Annotated in this window: 10 protein-coding genes; 1 reads left to right on the forward strand and 9 read right to left on the reverse strand. The window is 65.7% G+C overall.

Annotation, left to right across the window (positions count from 1 at the left end):
- The 6 genes from pheT to thrS all read right to left on the reverse strand — a co-directional run.
- A partial coding sequence (gene pheT / locus AC1DSN_RS08365; protein ID WP_477330287.1) for a phenylalanine--tRNA ligase subunit beta occupies positions 1-2,009 on the reverse strand: 2,009 nt, incomplete at its 3' end.
- Between the two features lie 33 nt (positions 2,010-2,042).
- A complete protein-coding gene (gene pheS, locus AC1DSN_RS08370) occupies positions 2,043-3,035 on the reverse strand; it encodes a phenylalanine--tRNA ligase subunit alpha (RefSeq protein WP_477297238.1) in 993 nt (330 codons plus the stop codon).
- A 99-nt stretch (positions 3,036-3,134) separates the two neighbouring features.
- Complete coding sequence (gene rplT / locus AC1DSN_RS08375) at positions 3,135-3,494, reverse strand: 50S ribosomal protein L20 (RefSeq protein WP_063571988.1); 360 nt, start codon at positions 3,492-3,494, stop codon at positions 3,135-3,137.
- Positions 3,495-3,508: 14 nt separating this feature from the next.
- Positions 3,509-3,706 carry a 50S ribosomal protein L35 gene (gene rpmI / locus AC1DSN_RS08380; RefSeq protein ID WP_046966439.1) on the reverse strand — a complete coding sequence of 66 codons (198 nt, stop codon included), beginning with the start codon at positions 3,704-3,706 and terminating at the stop codon, positions 3,509-3,511.
- 287 nt (positions 3,707-3,993) lie between these two features.
- Complete coding sequence (infC, locus tag AC1DSN_RS08385) at positions 3,994-4,536, reverse strand: translation initiation factor IF-3 (RefSeq protein ID WP_477297240.1); 543 nt, start codon at positions 4,534-4,536, stop codon at positions 3,994-3,996.
- Positions 4,537-4,566: 30 nt separating this feature from the next.
- Positions 4,567-6,468: a threonine--tRNA ligase gene (thrS, locus tag AC1DSN_RS08390; RefSeq protein ID WP_477330289.1), complete on the reverse strand. Its 1,902-nt coding sequence runs from the start codon at positions 6,466-6,468 to the stop codon at positions 4,567-4,569.
- A 231-nt stretch (positions 6,469-6,699) separates the two neighbouring features.
- Between thrS and AC1DSN_RS08395 the strand changes: the two genes are divergently transcribed.
- Positions 6,700-7,710, forward strand: coding sequence for an NAD-dependent epimerase (locus AC1DSN_RS08395; RefSeq protein ID WP_477296346.1), 1,011 nt, complete (start codon positions 6,700-6,702; stop codon positions 7,708-7,710).
- A 13-nt stretch (positions 7,711-7,723) separates the two neighbouring features.
- Here AC1DSN_RS08395 and recD read toward each other — a convergent pair whose 3' ends face one another.
- The 3 genes from recD to recC form a co-directional block, all read right to left on the reverse strand.
- The gene (gene recD, locus AC1DSN_RS08400; protein WP_477330291.1) at positions 7,724-9,601 is read right to left on the reverse strand and encodes an exodeoxyribonuclease V subunit alpha; all 1,878 of its coding nucleotides are present in this window, start codon (positions 9,599-9,601) and stop codon (positions 7,724-7,726) included.
- Positions 9,598-13,245, reverse strand: a complete 3,648-nt coding sequence (gene recB, locus AC1DSN_RS08405) for an exodeoxyribonuclease V subunit beta (RefSeq protein WP_477330293.1) — start codon at positions 13,243-13,245, stop codon at positions 9,598-9,600. The genes recD and recB overlap by 4 nt, the downstream gene beginning before the upstream one ends.
- The coding region (recC, locus tag AC1DSN_RS08410; RefSeq protein WP_477330295.1) for an exodeoxyribonuclease V subunit gamma at positions 13,242-16,189 on the reverse strand (2,948 nt) is incomplete at its 5' end. The genes recC and recB, both read right to left, overlap by 4 nt.

A 16,189-nucleotide genomic window follows, 5' to 3' on the forward strand; every position in this document is an offset into this window, starting at 1 on the left:
GCCTTGGCCAGTGCCGGATGCAGTGCACCCAGGAAACCCGCTGGCTGGCCGTCACGGAGGACACGCGCGCCGCGGCCGGGATGCAACCAAGACGGCAGATCATGGGTGTCGACCGACCAGCGCTGCGGCTCGCCGGTGTGGGCGATCAACGCATCGAGGTCGCCCTTGAGATCGAAGAAATCGACCGGACGGGTCGGCTCGCCCCACTGCTCGGCGCGCGCGGCGCCACTGGCGACCACCGCGACACGGCCGACTTCGTCGGGTGCGCCACCCGTGGCATGAAAGCTACGGGCCACTTCGAACAGGCGCACACGCTCTTGCTGACGTGCGCGGTTATGACGCAGTGCTTCGATCAGGCCCGGCAGCAACGAGGTGCGCATGACGGCCAGATCTGCCGAAAGCGGGTTGGCCAAGGGCACCCAGTCCTTATCGACACCCCAGGTGGTAAGCAGGTCGGCATTGACGAAGGACAGCGTCACTGCTTCGAAGTAACCGCGCGCGGCAATCTGGTCGCGCAAGGCCATCTCGCTCAGGCGCGCTTCCGGCTCGGACTGCAAGGCAATCTGCCCGGCCGGGATGTGCGTCGGAATGCGGTCGTAGCCATGAATGCGCGCGACCTCCTCGATGAGGTCCTCCTCGCGTTCGATATCGAAACGGCTGCTCGGCGGCGTGACTTCCCAGCCGTCCGCGAGTTCGACCACATGCATGCCGAGGGCGGTAAAGATGCGGGTGACCTCACTGCCTGCCACGTCGATGCCAAGCAGGCGGCGGAGACGGGCATGGCGCAGCATCACCGGCGGATGGCTGGGCAGGTCTTCGAGGCGCTCGGCCACGGTGACCGGGCCCGCGCTGCCGCCGGCGATCTGCAGCAGCAGTTCGGTCGCGCGCTCGATAGCACGCCTGGGCAGCGCTGGATCGACGCCACGCTCGTAGCGATGCGAGGCATCCGTATGCATGCCGAGCTTGCGCGCGCGACCCATGATCGCCGCCGGCGCGAAGTGCGCGGCCTCGAGAAAGACGGTGCGCGTGGTGTCGGTCACGCGAGAGTCGAAGCCGCCCATGATGCCGCCGAGGGCCAGTGCGTTCGCCTCGTCCGCGATGACCACGAAGGAGGGATCGAGCTTCACGTCGCGCCCATCGAGCAACTTGAGGCTTTCACCCTGCCCCGCATGGCGCACGATGATGGCGCCGGAGAGCTTATCGTTGTCGAACGCGTGCAACGGATGGCCAAGCTCCAGCATCACGTACTGCGTGATGTCGACGATGGCGCTGATCGGACGGATACCGGCGCGACGCAGGCGCTCAGCCATCCACAGCGGGGACGACACGCTGGCGTCGACACATTCGATGATGCGGCCGAGGTAGCGGGGCGCATCGGCTCCCGCTTCCAGGCGGACGTCGCGAGCGGCGCTGGCGGTGACCGGCGCCGCGGCGCTGCCGATGGTCTTGACGCGGCTACCGAACAGCGCGGCGACGTCGTGCGCCAGGCCGTTGAGGCCGAGCACGTCCGGGCGGTTCGGTGTGACCTTCAGTTCGATGCTGGCATCGGGCAGACCAAGGTACTCGGCGAGCGGCTGACCGATCACGGCGTCCGCCGGCAGTTCCAGCAGGCCCGATGCATCGGCGTCGATGAGGAGCTCCTTCGCCGAACAGAGCATGCCGAAGGAATCGACACCACGCAGTTTCGCTGCCTTGATGTCGATGTTGCCCGGAAGCTTTGCGCCCACTTTCGCCAGCGGCACGCGGATGCCCACGCGCGCATTCGGCGCACCGCAGACGATCTGCAGGAACTCGCCCTGCCCCGCGTCCACCTTGCACACCTGCAGGCGATCGGCTTCGGGATGCTTCACCGCCTCGACGATCTCGGCGACGACGACGCCGTCGAGGTGCTCGCCCAGCGGGGTGACCTCTTCGACTTCAAGGCCGGCCATCGTCAGTGCGTGGACCAGCGTCGCGCGATCCGCGTCGATGGCAACCAGTTCACGCAGCCAGTTTTCAGAGAATTTCATGGGAGCGACTCGTTAACGTGGGGTCGAGGGCTATCAGGCGAACTGGCGCAGGAAGCGCAGGTCGTTCTCGAAGAAGGCGCGCAGGTCGCCCACGCCGTAACGCAGCATGGCGAAGCGCTCTACGCCGAGGCCGAAAGCGAAGCCCGTATAACGTTCCGGATCGATGCCGCAATTCTTCAGCACGGTCGGATGGACCATGCCGCAACCGAGGACTTCGAGCCAGCGTTCGGTGCCATCTTCGGCATCCCAGCGGATGTCCACTTCGGCCGAGGGCTCGGTGAAGGGGAAGTAGCTCGGACGGAAACGCATCTCGAAATCGCGCTCGAAGAACGCGCGGATGAATTCGGCCAGCGTGCCCTTCAGATCGGCGAAACTCGAAGTCTCGTCGACCAGCAGGCCTTCGATCTGGTGGAACATCGGCGAATGCGTCTGGTCCGAATCGCTGCGATAGACCTTGCCCGGCGCGATGATGCGGATCGGCGGCTGCCGGCCCTGCATGCTGCGGATCTGCACCGGCGAGGTGTGGGTACGCAGAAGACGCCCGTCACCGAAATAGAAGGTGTCGTGCATCGCGCGCGCAGGATGATGCGGCGGGAAGTTGAGCGCCTCGAAGTTGTGCCAGTCGTCCTCGATCTCGGGACCGTCGGCACGCTGGTAGCCGAGGCGGCCGAAAATATCGGCGATGCGCTCGAGGGCGCGAGTAATCGGGTGGATGCCGCCGTACTCACCGTCGCGGCCCGGCAGGGTCACGTCGATGCGCTCGGAGGCGAGGCGACGATCCAGCTCGGCCTGCTCCAGGGACTGCTTGCGAGCGGCAATGGCGTCGGTCAGGCGTTCCTTGACCCGGTTCACCTCCGCGCCGCGCGCCTTGCGCTCGTCGCCGGACAGCTGGCCCAGCGCCTTCAGCGCCGCGGTGACCGCACCATTCTTGCCCAGCAGGCCGACGCGAACGGCGTCGAGTGCCTCGAGCGAGGATGCGGCTTCGATGTCGCGCAGGGACGCGTCGATATGCTCGATCGATTCCATCGGTGTTCCTGACGGGGAAAAAAAATGGGGAGAAGGCCAGGCCTTCTCCCCACGTTATCCATCATCGCGCCGTATCGCTACGACGCGTGGTAAAGCGGATTACGCAGCCAGATGGGCCTTGGCCTTCTCTGCGATCACGCCAAATGCCTTGATGTCGTGCACGGCGAGGTCAGCGAGGACCTTGCGGTCGACGGCGATCTCAGCCTTGGCCAGGCCATTGATCAGGCGGCTGTACGACAGGCCGAACTGACGAGCGGCGGCATTGATACGGACGATCCACAGGGCGCGGAACTGACGCTTGCGCTGCTTGCGGCCGATGTAGGCGTACTGACCAGCCTTGATGACGGCCTGGTTGGCTACGCGGAAGACCTTGCGACGGGCGTTGTAATAGCCCTTTGCACGGCCGATGACTTTCTTATGACGACGACGGGCGGTAACGCCACGCTTAACACGAGCCATGGTTCAACCCTCCCTTAAAGATACGGCAGCATGCGAGCCACACTCTTGGTGTCGCAGGCTTTCACGTGGTTGGGAGCGCGCAGGCCGCGCTTACGCTTGGTCGACTTCTTCGTCAGGATGTGCGACTTGAAGGCGTGACCAGCCTTGAACTTGCCAGATGCGGTCTTGCGAAAACGCTTCGCTGCCGCCCGGTTGGTCTTGATCTTGGGCATCGGAATGCTCCGTATTCGGGTTGCTGACTGTTCCGGCGGCGTGCCCAGGGGCAACGCACTTTCCTTCCTGCCGGGTACGGTGGTTCGGCCTATCCATACGGGCCGAGCCGGCGATGATACCGAAACGTGAAGGGCTGCGCCAGTGGTGCCTATCGCGCCTGAATAGGCCCGATGGCTCTTTGTGGGAGCTGATTCATCGGCGAATGGGTGCTCGCCGTGGCTGTGGCCCGCTGCCGCGGAATCGCCGCTGAAGCGGCTCCCACAAGGGGCGCCGCTTCCGGGGTGGATCAGATCTTCTTCTTCGGGCCGATCATCATGACCATCTGGCGGCCTTCGAGACGGGGGAACGACTCCACCACGCCGTCTTCGCCGATATCGCCCTGAACCCGGCGGGCCAGGTTCTGGCCGAGGTCCTGATGGGACATTTCGCGGCCGCGGAAGCGGATCGTGACCTTGACCTTGTCGCCTTCCTCAAGGAACTCGCGCATCTTGCGGAGCTTGATCTGGTAGTCGCCTTCGTCAGTGACGGGGCGGAACTTCACTTCCTTGATTTCGACCTGCTTCTGCTTCTTCTTGGCAGCCGAGGCCTTCTTCTGGGCTTCGAACTTGAACTTGCCGTAATCCATGATCTTGCAGACCGGCGGATCGCCGTTCGGCTGGATTTCGACCAGGTCCATGCCCAGCTCTTCAGCGGCCTTGATGGCGTCATCCGTCCGCATGATTCCGAGCTGCTCGCCTTCCGCGCCAAGCACGCGGACCTGCGGGACACGGATGTCTTTGTTCTTGCGATTACCCTTGTTATCGGTCGTAGCGATACCGCTATCCTCCAGAAGATTGAACCAGGTGCCGGACGCGAGCGATCAGCGCTGCGTCTCGGCCTTCAGCTTTTCGACGAACTGGGCCACCGGCATGCTGCCGAGGTCCTCTCCGCCACGGGTACGTACGGAAATGGTGCCCGTTTCCTTCTCGCGGTCGCCGACCACGATGAGATAAGGGACCTTCTGCAACGTATGCTCCCTGATTTTATATCCGACTTTCTCGTTGCGCAAATCGGCCTCTACCCTGAAGCCTTGTCCGACAAGGGTTTGGGTGACTTCGCGCACATAATCGGCCTGTGCGTCGGTGATGCTGAACACTACTGCCTGAATGGGGGCAAGCCAGGGCGGAAGCAAGCCCGCGTGGTGTTCGATCAGGATACCAATGAAACGCTCCATCGAACCGACGATGGCCCGGTGCAGCATGACAGGATGCTGGCGCTGTGAGTTCTCGTCCACGTACTCGGCGCCAAGGCGCTCGGGCATCATGAAATCGACCTGCATGGTACCGACCTGCCAGGCGCGACCGATCGAGTCCTTCATGTGGTACTCGATCTTCGGGCCGTAGAAGGCGCCCTCACCCGGCAGCTCCTCCCATGCCACGCCGGCTGCCGACAGGGCGGCACGCAGGGCGTGCTCGGCCTTGTCCCAGACCTCGTCCGCACCGATGCGCTTTTCCGGACGCAGGGCGATCTTCATGGCGATGTCGTCAAAACCGAAGTCGGCATAGACCTTCATCGCCTGGGCGTGGAACGCCGCGACCTCATCTTCGATCTGGGCCGGCGTACAGAAGATGTGGCCGTCGTCCTGGGTGAACGCGCGCACCCGCATGATGCCGTGAAGCGCGCCCGAAGGCTCGTTACGGTGGCAGCCGCCGAACTCGCCGTAGCGGATCGGCAGGTCGCGGTAGCTGTGCAGGTGGGTGTTGAATATCTGGATGTGGCCCGGGCAGTTCATCGGCTTGAGCGCATAAGTGCGCTTCTCCGACTCGGTGAAGAACATGTTTTCCTGGTAGTTGTCCCAGTGACCGGACTTCTTCCACAGGCTGACGTCCATGATCTGCGGACCACGGACCTCCTTGTAGCCGCTGCTGCGGTAGACACCGCGCACGTACTGCTCCACAGCCTGCCAGATGGCCCAGCCCTTCGGGTGCCAGAACACCATGCCCGGCGCTTCTTCCTGCATGTGGAACAGGTCGAGTTGCTTGCCGATGCGGCGGTGATCACGCTTTTCGGCTTCTTCCAGCTGAAGCAGATGGGCCTTGAGGTCCTTGTCGTTCAGCCACGAGGTGCCGTAGATACGGGTCAGCATCTCGTTGTTGGAATCGCCGCRCCAGTAGGCACCGGCGACCTTCATCAGCTTGAACGCGCGCAGCTTGCCCGTGTTGGACACATGCGGGCCACGGCAGAGATCCGTGAACTCACCCTGGGTGTAGAGGGAAAGCTCCTCGTTCGCCGGGATACCTTCGATGATCTGTGCCTTGTACTCCTCGCCGAGCCCACGAAAGAACGTGATGGCTTCGTCGCGGCTCTTCACCGAACGGGTGACCGGAATCTGCTCCTTGACGATCTTCTCCATCTCGGCCTCGATGACGACGAGGTCGTCCGGCGTAAACGGCCGTTCGTAGGCGAAGTCGTAGAAGAAGCCGTTATCGATCACCGGACCGATGGTCACCTGCGCACCCGGAAACAGGCGCTGCACGGCCTGACCGAGCAGGTGGGCCGTGGAATGGCGGAGGATATCCAGCGCCTCGGGGCTCTTCTCGGTGACGATCTCGAGGGCGGCGTCGTGGTCGATCGTGTAGCTGGCGTCGACCAGCTTGCCGTCGACCTTGCCGGCCAGGGTGGCTTTGGCGAGGCCGGCGCCGATCGAGGCGGCAACGTCCTGCACGGAAACGGGATGCTCGAACGGGCGCTGGCTGCCGTCGGGTAGCGTGATCTGGATCATGGTTGCAAATTCCGGACAAACAAAAAGGGCGCCATACGCCCTTCGGTGACGACGAAGACGTGGCGTGGGATCAGGTTGGGAGGCGCGTAGTCCGCATGTCGCACTCTCGGCCGGCGTTACCGCAGGCCACCTTGGTCGCGTGGATATCGGGCAAAAGCTAGATCAGCCGTGCTGCCGTGTCAAATCGGCCGTCCGTTAGACTAGGTGGATCGCTCCCTGGCAGGTCCTTCCATGCGCATCCTGGTTACCGGCAGCGCCGGCTTCGTCGGCTCCCACCTCACCGAGCGGCTGCTCGCCCGCGGCGACACCGTACTGGGCTTCGACAACCACAACGACTACTACGACCCGGCATTGAAAGAGGCTCGCGTGGCCCGCTTCATGCACCACCCCCACTACACGCACGTGCGGGCGGACCTTGCCGAACAGGCCGCCGTCGACCGCGCTTTCGCCGACTTCCAGCCCGAGCGCGTCGCCCACCTCGCCGCCCAGGCCGGCGTGCGTTATTCGCTCACCCACCCGCACGCTTATGTGCAGAGCAACCTGGTGGGTTTCGTGAATATCCTCGAGGCATGCCGGCGACATGCCGTGGGGCACCTGGTCTACGCCTCGTCGAGCTCGGTCTACGGGGCCAACCGCAAGATGCCGTTCGCCGTGGAGGACGCCGTGGACCACCCGGTGAGCCTGTACGCCGCGACGAAGAAGTCCAACGAGCTGATGGCCCACACATACAGCCACCTGTTCGGCCTGCCGACCACGGGGCTGCGCTTTTTTACGGTCTATGGCCCCTGGGGCCGCCCGGACATGTCGCCGATCCTCTTCGCCAGCCGCATCGTCAAGGGCGAGCCTATCGACGTGTACAACCATGGCGACCACAGCCGTGACTTCACCTACGTCGACGACGTGGTCGAAGGGGTGATTCGCACGCTCGATCGTCCGGCCGCGCCGGATCCCTCGTACGATCCGGTCGCGCCAAACCCCGGCAGCTCGGCAGCGCCGTACCGCGTCTACAACATTGGCAACGATGAGCCCGTGCAGCTGCTGGATTTCATCGGCCTGCTRGAGAAGCACCTCGGCCGTACGGTGGAGAAGCGGCTGCTGCCGATGCAGCCGGGCGATGTGCCGGATACATGGGCGGATGTGTCGGCGCTGCGGCGTGATGTGGGGTATGCGCCTTCGACGTCGATCGATGTGGGGCTGGGGAAGTTTGCTGCCTGGTTCAAGGACTATTACGGGGTCGATTGAATGGGTGGTGGCGTCAAATCAGCCGACGAAGCAACCCCGAGGCCCGCCGCGTCTTCCGCGAGACCGCATAGCCGAGGATGTCCGGCGCGGCCAGTAGCGTGAAGTGAGTCCGCGCGCGCGTCACTCCTGTATAGACCAGCTCGCGCGTCAGCACCGGTGACGGTTCTGGCGGCAACGCCAGGGCCGTGTGTTCGAACTCCGACCCCTGTGACTTATGTACTGTCATGGCATAGACCGTATCCACGGCAGACAAACGACTGGGCACGACGAAGCGCATGCGCTCGCCACCCTGGTCGTCCATCACGGCGAAGGCGACCCGCAATGCCATGCCGCCCTGCCCGTCCGGTACCCATAGCGTCACGCCGACGTCGCCGTTCATCAGGCCCAGCGCGTAGTCGTTGCGCGTGACCATAACCGGGCGCCCTTCGTACCACCCTGCCACCGCGTCGATCAGCCCACGGTCGAGCAAACCCTGCGCGATGAGTTCGTTCTGCCTGTCCACACCGGCATCGCCGTGGCGTGTGGCGCAAAGGAGCTGGAACCGGGCGTAAGCCGTGAGCGCTCCCGCACCCCATCGCTGGAATGCCTCGAAGGAAGCGTCGATGGCGGGACGCTCCCGTTCGATCCAGTCCAGATAATGGCGATGACCGGGCGCCCCCGCGCGACCGTCGACGGCCAGCGTGGCAATCGATGTGGCCGACGGCGCAACGAAAGCAATGTCGCCGCGTGTGCTGGCGAAGGCGCGCGTCACCGCAACGGCGTCCCCGGCGTTGATGGCCTGTGCGAGCGCACCGATACCGCTGTCTTCACCGAAGCGCCTGCTTCGACGCAACATGACGACACGCTGGTCGAGCGATCGCGCATCGTCAGGATCCGTCCATTCGCTCACGTCGACGCCGCAGACCGCCGTAAGCCAGTCGCGCGTGGCGACATCGTAGTGACCGGCATCCGCGCGCGCGCAAAGGTCGCCGAGTACCGCACCGGCTTCGACCGACGACAGCTGATCCTTATCGCCGAGCAGGATCAATCGGGCATCGCGCGGCAGCGCATCGAGCGTGGCGGCCATCATCTCCAGATCGATCATCGACGCTTCGTCGATGACGAGTACATCCAGATGCAACGGGTTGTCGCGGTCGTGCCTGAAGGAACGCGTATCCGGGCGACTGCCCAGCAGACGATGCAGGGTAGTCACTTCGGCGGGAATCGCCTGCTTTACCGCGACATCCACATCCAGCCGCTCGATCTGCCCGGCGATCGAAGCGTTCAGCCGGGCCGCGGCCTTGCCGGTCGGTGCCGCGAGCCGGATACGCAGGCGCGGTTCGTTGCGGTGGTGCGCGAGCGTTTGCAGCAAGCCGAGCAAACGCACCACCGTGGTGGTCTTGCCTGTGCCGGGACCGCCCGTGATGACGGCGAACGACCCGCGTGCCGCCACGGCGCAAGCCACCTTCTGCCAGTTGAGCGCGCCGGCTTCGACGGGGAAGAGACGATCCAGCTCCTGCGCAAGATCGGCGGGTACGTCGGACGGTGCGAGCCGCGACAGGATGGCATCGGCGACGCGCGCCTCGTCGCGCCAGAAGCGACGCAGGTAGAGCAGGCCGCCGTCGAGCACGAGCGGCGTGTTCGGCGGGCCCTCCGACGAACCCACCAGGGGCGATACCGACAACCATGCCGCCGCATCGGCCAGCACCGGCTCGACGACGGCAAGTGCCTCGATACCGACACAGATATGGCCTTCCCCCAGCTCGCGGCTGGCCAGCGCCGCCGCCATCAGGACGCGCCCGTCGCCATGCTCGTCCAGGGTCGACAGAAATCTGGCGAAGGCACGATCCACCGAGCGAAGCTTCGCTTCCTGCACGCCGCGATCGAGCCATGACATCAGCTGCGCATTCATGCCGACGCTCCTTCGAAGAGTGCGTCAAGCGCGTCGATCATGGCGCGTGCGGGGCGCTCCACATGCACGCCATGACCGTTTCCGTCAGCGCCCCGCAGGTAGATGTAGATGGCCCCACCCACGTGCGTGTCGTAGTCGTACGCACGGCCCAGCCGCGAGCGCAACAGTCGATGCAGGGCAAGCAGGTACAGGGCGTACTGAAGTTCGTAACGGGAATCGAGGATCGAGTGCCGCATGGCTGCCGGCGTATAGGCCAGCTCGTCCACGCCGAGCCAGTTCGATTTGTAATCGGCCACGTACCAGCGACCGTCGTGCTCGACGATGAGATCGATGAAACCCTTGAGCATGCCATTGACGCGATCGGCCGTGAGCGACGGACGCGGCGCCCCGTCGAGCGTGTGCTCGCGAACGATACGATCGAGCGCCAGCGTGTCTACYCGGCGCGCTTCGAACAGAAATTCCAGCTCGGCGCGATAGCGCGAAGGGTCACCCAGCGAGCCCAGGGAGAACGAACCGCCCTCGGGCACCGGCAGCGGCGTGCGTAGCAACACCAGCAGCCAGTCGGTGAGCAGGTCGATGGAAGCCTCCCAGCCGCGACGTTCGCAGCGCCGGGCTACGGTGTCGCGGAGGCGCTCCGGATCCGACGCGATCTGGGCGAAGCCTTCCTCTGCCATCCATTCCAGAAGGTCGTGGAGGAAGGTGCCCGCCTCCGCGCCACGCTCGAAGGCGTGGATCGTCGCCGCCTCGACGGAGGCGGCCGCCACTTCGCCTGCGTACTCGACAATGACGTCATCGGTCGCCGTCTCGGGTGCGACGGCTTCGCTATCCGCATAACGCAGGGCGCTGTAGCTCGCGATCCACCACGGCTCCGCTTTCGCCAGCCGGGCCGTGCGCGCGGGCAGCGGCCGTTCGTCGCGTACCGGCGCTTCGTAGCTGCGCTCGTCCGGCGCCGGCATGTAGTCGATGCTGATCGCCGGTTCGTCCCGGGCCATGGCGCGCAGAAGGCCCTCGATGGCGCCGTTGTCGATGTCCTGGCCGCCGCTGAGCAGGTGGCCGAAAGCCGACCGATGCACCTGGGGCTTCTTTGCAGCGTTGTAGCAGACCGGCGCCACGCCCAGCCAGCTGGCGTGGCGTGCACGTGTCATCGCCACGTAGAGCAGGCGCAGATCCTCCTGCAGGGCGGCACGCTCGGCCGCGTCCTTCGCCTGCCGCACGGACTCGCCTGCCGCTTCGTGCCCTGACGAAAGCAGCTCGAGCTGCGAACCGACTCCGTCATGGTATCGATAGCCCTGCCCCGGACGCGTACCGCCGCTGGCGCAGACGAAAGGAMGGAACACCAGCGGGTATTCCAGGCCCTTGGATTTGTGGATGGTCACGACCTTGACCAGATCGTCGTCGCTTTCCAGGCGAACGACCTGGTCTTCGCCGGTATGGCTGGCCGTGTCCTCGATACGCTCGGCAAGGTAACGAATCAACGCCTGCTCGCCCTCGATCGTCGAGGCGGCCTGCTGGAGAAGTTCGGCAAGATGCAGGAGGTTGGTCAGCGCGCGCTCGCCGCCGGCCTGACCGAGCAGACGCGCCGGCAGGTCGAAAACATGCAGAAAACGATGCAGCATCGCCAGCACACCCGCACGGCGCCAGGTCTCGCGCAACTCGAAGAGCTGCTGGCCGCGACGCTCCCAGTGGCGTTCGTCGACATTCAGTTGCTCGAGCTCGCCGTAACCCAGGAACAGGGTGCGCGTGGCAAGCGCCGCTCGCATGGCGGTGTCCGACGATGGCTCGGCGACGGCACGCAACCAGAGCAGGGTGTCGTGCGCCTCGATGCTCTCCAGCACGGAGTCGCGATCGGACAGGAAAACGCTGCGCACGCGGCGCGCGGAAAGCGCAGATCGAATCTCCGACGCCTCGTTGTGGCTGYGCACGAGCACGGCGATATCCGCGGGCTTCAGCGGCGTGACAGACCCCTCGCGAGCGAAGCCCGTGCCACCCTGCTTTGCCCCTTCCAGCAGGCGAACGATCTCGGTCGCACACGCTTCGGCCATCTGCTCGCGGTACATCCGCACACCGACCGGCACCTCGTCGTCGAGCAGCCAGACGTGCAGGGCTGGCTGGTCCGTTCCATCGACGACGAAGCGTTCGGCCCGTCCACGCGCCTGCACCCGGTTGAATGGCAATCCGCGGTCAGCGAAGTGGAAGGCGCCGGTCGGGTGATCTTCCGCCCGGGCGAACAGCGCGTTGACGGCGGCGACCATACCCTCGCTCGACCGGTGATTAGTGTCGAGGCTGTAGTGCGGGGCCTCAGCTTCGCTTCGCGCGGAAAGATACGTGTGGATATCGGCGCCGCGGAAGGCATAGATCGCCTGCTTCGGATCACCGATGAGCAACAGGCCCACGTCCGGGTTGAGCGCGTACACCGCCCGAAAGATACGGTACTGCAGTGGATCGGTGTCCTGAAACTCGTCGATCAGCGCGAGCGGGTACTGCCGACGGATCGTCTCGGCGAGTTCGGCACCCGAGGTCGACGCCAGCGCGCGATCGAGCCGCGCAAGCAGGTCGTCGAAGCCGATCTGGGCACGCCGGCGCTTCTGCTCGGCGAAGCGCTCGCGAACACGCTCCACGGCATCGGCCAGGATTGCAAAACGAATCGCAGGCTTGCCCGCTTGCCACTCGCTCCAGTGCTCGACGGCACCAAAAGCGGGATGCTCCGGCCGGACGTTGCCCTTGCTGACGGCACCGTCCAGCCGGGACGATCCGTAGCGGGCGACATCGACCGCGCCAGCCTCACCGGTCTCGAGCCAATGGCGCACGCCGGCCAGGTTGCGTTCGAGTGAGGCGGGCTGGTGGATATTGTTTTTCAGTACCTTGGTCCGCACGGCATCGCGCAGCAAGGCCTCGATGCGCTCGACATCGCCCATCCACGCGTCGCGAGCGACGGCGAGCCGGCGGGCGTCCTCGTCTTCCCATGCGCGCAGCGCCGTAAACAAAGCGGCGACATCCGTCGCATCCAGAGCCTCACCGTTGACCCGCAACGTGGTCTCACCGCCGAAGAGGAGGGGCCGTAACGTCTGGATCAGCGCATCGGGCGTCTTCCATTCCGCCAGCACCGCAGCCACCTGCCGCGTGTCCAGTGGATAGAAGGCCTGGCGCCAGTAGTCGCGCACGCAATCGGCCAGGAGCTCGCTCTCGTCAGGCTCGAGTGTCTGCACGAAGGCGTGACCGCTTCCGAACGCGTGCTGGGTCAGCATGCGCTGGCTCCAGCCGTGGATAGTGAAGATGGCGGCCTCGTCCATCCATTGCGCGGCCAGCTCAACACGGCGCGCACACGCCGCATGCGCGGTCGACGGGTAGGCGGCGAGCAAGTCGGCGAGGAACGCGTCGTCCGACTCACCAGCGCGAAACGCACGAGCCGCATCAACCAGACGTGCGCGAATCCGCTCACGCAGCTCCTGCGTTGCCGCCTCGGTAAAGGTCACCACGAGGATGTTCGGCGGCAGCAAGGGCTGGGCGATGCCATGACCGAGCACCGCGCGTACATACAGTGCGGCGATGGTCCAGGTCTTGCCCGTGCCGGCGCTCGCTTCGATCAGGCGAATGCCCGACAACGGCATGACCAGTGGCCGCAGCGGTTCCATCGCGACGCTCATGACACCTCCACGCGCAAGGTGCCGAGGAAGTCGCGATAAGGTTCAAGGCAATCGGCAAAGCCAGCCTGCATCAACGAAGCAAAATCAGGGTAGGCGCGAAGCAGGTAGGGATCGCCGTCGAGTTCGCCGTACGTCCGTTCGTGAGTGGCTTCATACGTGGCGCGCGCAGCCTGCGGCGCCTCCTCCGGTGAGCGCGCGTTGAGCCACGCCAGCGCCGTCTTCACCGCGACCGGCCGAGGCCTGGCCATGCCCTCGCGCCAGGCGCGCACCAGCGTGAGCAACATCGCCATGGCGTCGTTAGCCGCAAGCGGTTCGAGAACGATCGTGGCATCCGGCCCGATGTAGCGCGTGACCACGGCAAGACCGGCAGCCTGCGCCACGAGATGATCGACCCAGGGCATGACGAGGCGATGAGCGCGGGGCCCACCGTCGGCATCCAGCACGTTGGACGGCGACAGCAGGAAGGCCGCCAGTTGCCCCTGGTCGTTGCCGCGAAGGTCTGCCAGCCAGTCTTCGATGGCCATGCCATCGACCTCGATTCTGATCTCGCGCTTGCCCGCCTCGTGCGGCCACGCACGCCGCTCCACGACGAAGCGTCCGTAAACCGCGCCTGCGATCGCTTCGAGATCGGCGCGCACCGGTGCCGCGAATCCACCCATCGGCAGGGCGCCGCTGCGTTGCAGCTTCGCCGCCGCGTCGTCGATCGCTGCGACGGCACTGCCTTCACTACGCAGGGCAGCTCGAAGGAGTGTATCCGCCATGGCGAACCGGCCCAGGCTGTCCACCGCGAAGGGCTCGCGCTCGTCGCCGCCGGTGTCGGCCGTTTCGAAGCGGACACCCAGGCGCGCCTGGAAGAATTCGCGCACCGGATGACGCACGAAACGGCGCAGCACGCCCAGCCCGGTCGGGCGATCCACGAGGACGGGGGCCAGGTCCGCATCGACAGCACGCTGAATGTCATCGTGGGCCTGGCGCCACTCGCTCGCATAGGTGAACAGCCGGGCGTCGTCCGCGCGAAAATAGGCCTTGCTAAAGGGTTGCAGGGGATGCTCGACCGTGACCGCGGGCAGGAGGTCGGCGCCGCCCTGCCCTTGCCAGGCAGCGCCCAGATAGTCGCGCAACTGACCCACCAGCACCGACGGCGCACGCTCGGCGTTGTCGCGCGCACGGCGCCCGACCCAGCCTATGTGCAGCGCGTCGCGCGCCGAAAGCAGCGCTTCGAGAAACAGGTAGCGATCGTCTTCGCGACGGGAGCGATCGCCCGGGCGCCATGCGCCCTGCCTCGACATCAGGTCGAAATCCATCGGTGGGCGCGCGCGTGGGTAATCCCCGTCATTCATGCCGAGCAGACAGACCAGGCGGAACGGAATCGCGCGCATCGGCATCAGCGTGCCGAAGCTCACCGCACCAGCGAGGAACCGCTTGGAGAGCCCACCCTGGTCGAACTGGCCGAGCCACGCCTCCCGCACCACCTCGATCGGGAGGGCATCATCGAACGCCGCCTCCACGCACGCACGCTCCCAGGCGTCGAGTGCGTCCAGCAGGCGCTCGATGCGCATGCCGTCGTCGGGCTCCGCTGGCTCGAAGAAGTCCCGCAACAGGCGGCGCAGCCGAACGCCCCACTCCGTAGCGGGTGCTGGCTCGCGCAGCGCCAGCCAGTGCTCGCCGAGGCGCTCCAGCACGTCGGCCAACGGCCCGACCAGACGGGCGTCCAGTCCACCCACCTCCGGGTAAGGCTCGATCTCGCCCCAGGCCTCGCCCGCCCCGACGGCGTAGCCGAGAAGCATGCGGCGCAGCCCGAAAGCCCAGGTGTTCTGTTCGAGGGCCGGCAGATCGAGCGAGGCACGCTGTGCGGCGTCGAGACCCCAGCGAATGCCCGCCCCTTCCACCCATCGATGCAGCAAAGGCAGATCGTCTTCGGCGAGCCCGAAACGCTCGCGCACCGCCGGGACATCCAGCAGGTCGGCCATCTCGCCCGCGCCGAAACGCGACTCCGTCATGCCGAGCAGGACATCGAGGGCCATGACGACAGGCACCGTGCCGCGAGCCGCGCGGTCGGCCACGCTGTAAGGAATGAACCGCGGATCGTCACGCGGCACGCGACCGAAAACGGCGTCGATGTGCGGGCCATAGGTTTCGATGTCCGGCACCATCACGATGACATCGCGCGGCAGGATGGGATCGCCCGCCTGCGCGGACGCCTCGAATCGGGACAGCAACTGATCGTGCAGGATCTCGACTTCTCGCTGCGGCCCATGCGCTACATGGAAGGCGATCGACGTATCGCCGTCATCGATCGGCCGGGGCGTGGCGGGCAACGGTTCGAGATCGAGAATGGCCGACTGGACCTGTCCGAGCAGGTGGGTCGATGCAGGCTCGGCAAACAGGTCGATGCGTTGATCCCACGCGTTGAATCGTTCGCGATAGCTCTCGGGATGGTCGAACTCGTCGAGAAGCCGGATGTAGTCGCGCCCCTGTTTACCCCAGGCGGCGAGCAGCGGATTGGCGTGCAGATGCATGTCGTCGTCCGACAGCTCCACGGGCATGCCCGGCTTCGCCGCCTGTCGGCGACGCTCCGCGCGCAGCAGCTCGCGATCGTCGACGATATCCGCCCAGTAGTGCCGGCAAGGATTCATCACGACCAGCAGCACCTGGGACCATCGCGCCAGCGCGGACAGTGCCTCAAGCGTCTGCCTGGGCAGCGACGACATGCCGAAGACCACGATGCGGCGTGGCAACGCTTTCGGACGCTCGGTGGCCTCCGTCACCGCGCGCAGGAAGCGCGCGTGCACGGCAGCGCGGTGGCCGTCCGCTTCATCGGCACCGACGTCGTCCAGCAGTCGCCGCCATAACGCCGCCTGCCAACGATCGGGCGCAGCCATGGCGGGAGCCCCGCCGCGGGCGTCGCGCAGCACGTCGCGGCCGTCGGCCCAGTCATCGAGCC

Source organism: Luteibacter sp. P4_D7_3 (assembly GCF_056401735.1).

Bases quoted from the DNA above. Each gene is read 5' to 3' on its own strand.
- pheS (WP_477297238.1), bottom strand. From the start codon at position 3,035: ATGGAATCGATCGAGCATATCGACGCGTCCCTGCGCGACATCGAAGCC.
- rplT (WP_063571988.1), bottom strand. From the start codon at position 3,494: ATGGCTCGTGTTAAGCGTGGCGTTACCGCCCGTCGTCGTCATAAGAAA.
- rpmI (WP_046966439.1), bottom strand. From the start codon at position 3,706: ATGCCCAAGATCAAGACCAACCGGGCGGCAGCGAAGCGTTTTCGCAAG.
- recD (WP_477330291.1), bottom strand. From the start codon at position 9,601: ATGAATGCGCAGCTGATGTCATGGCTCGATCGCGGCGTGCAGGAAGCG.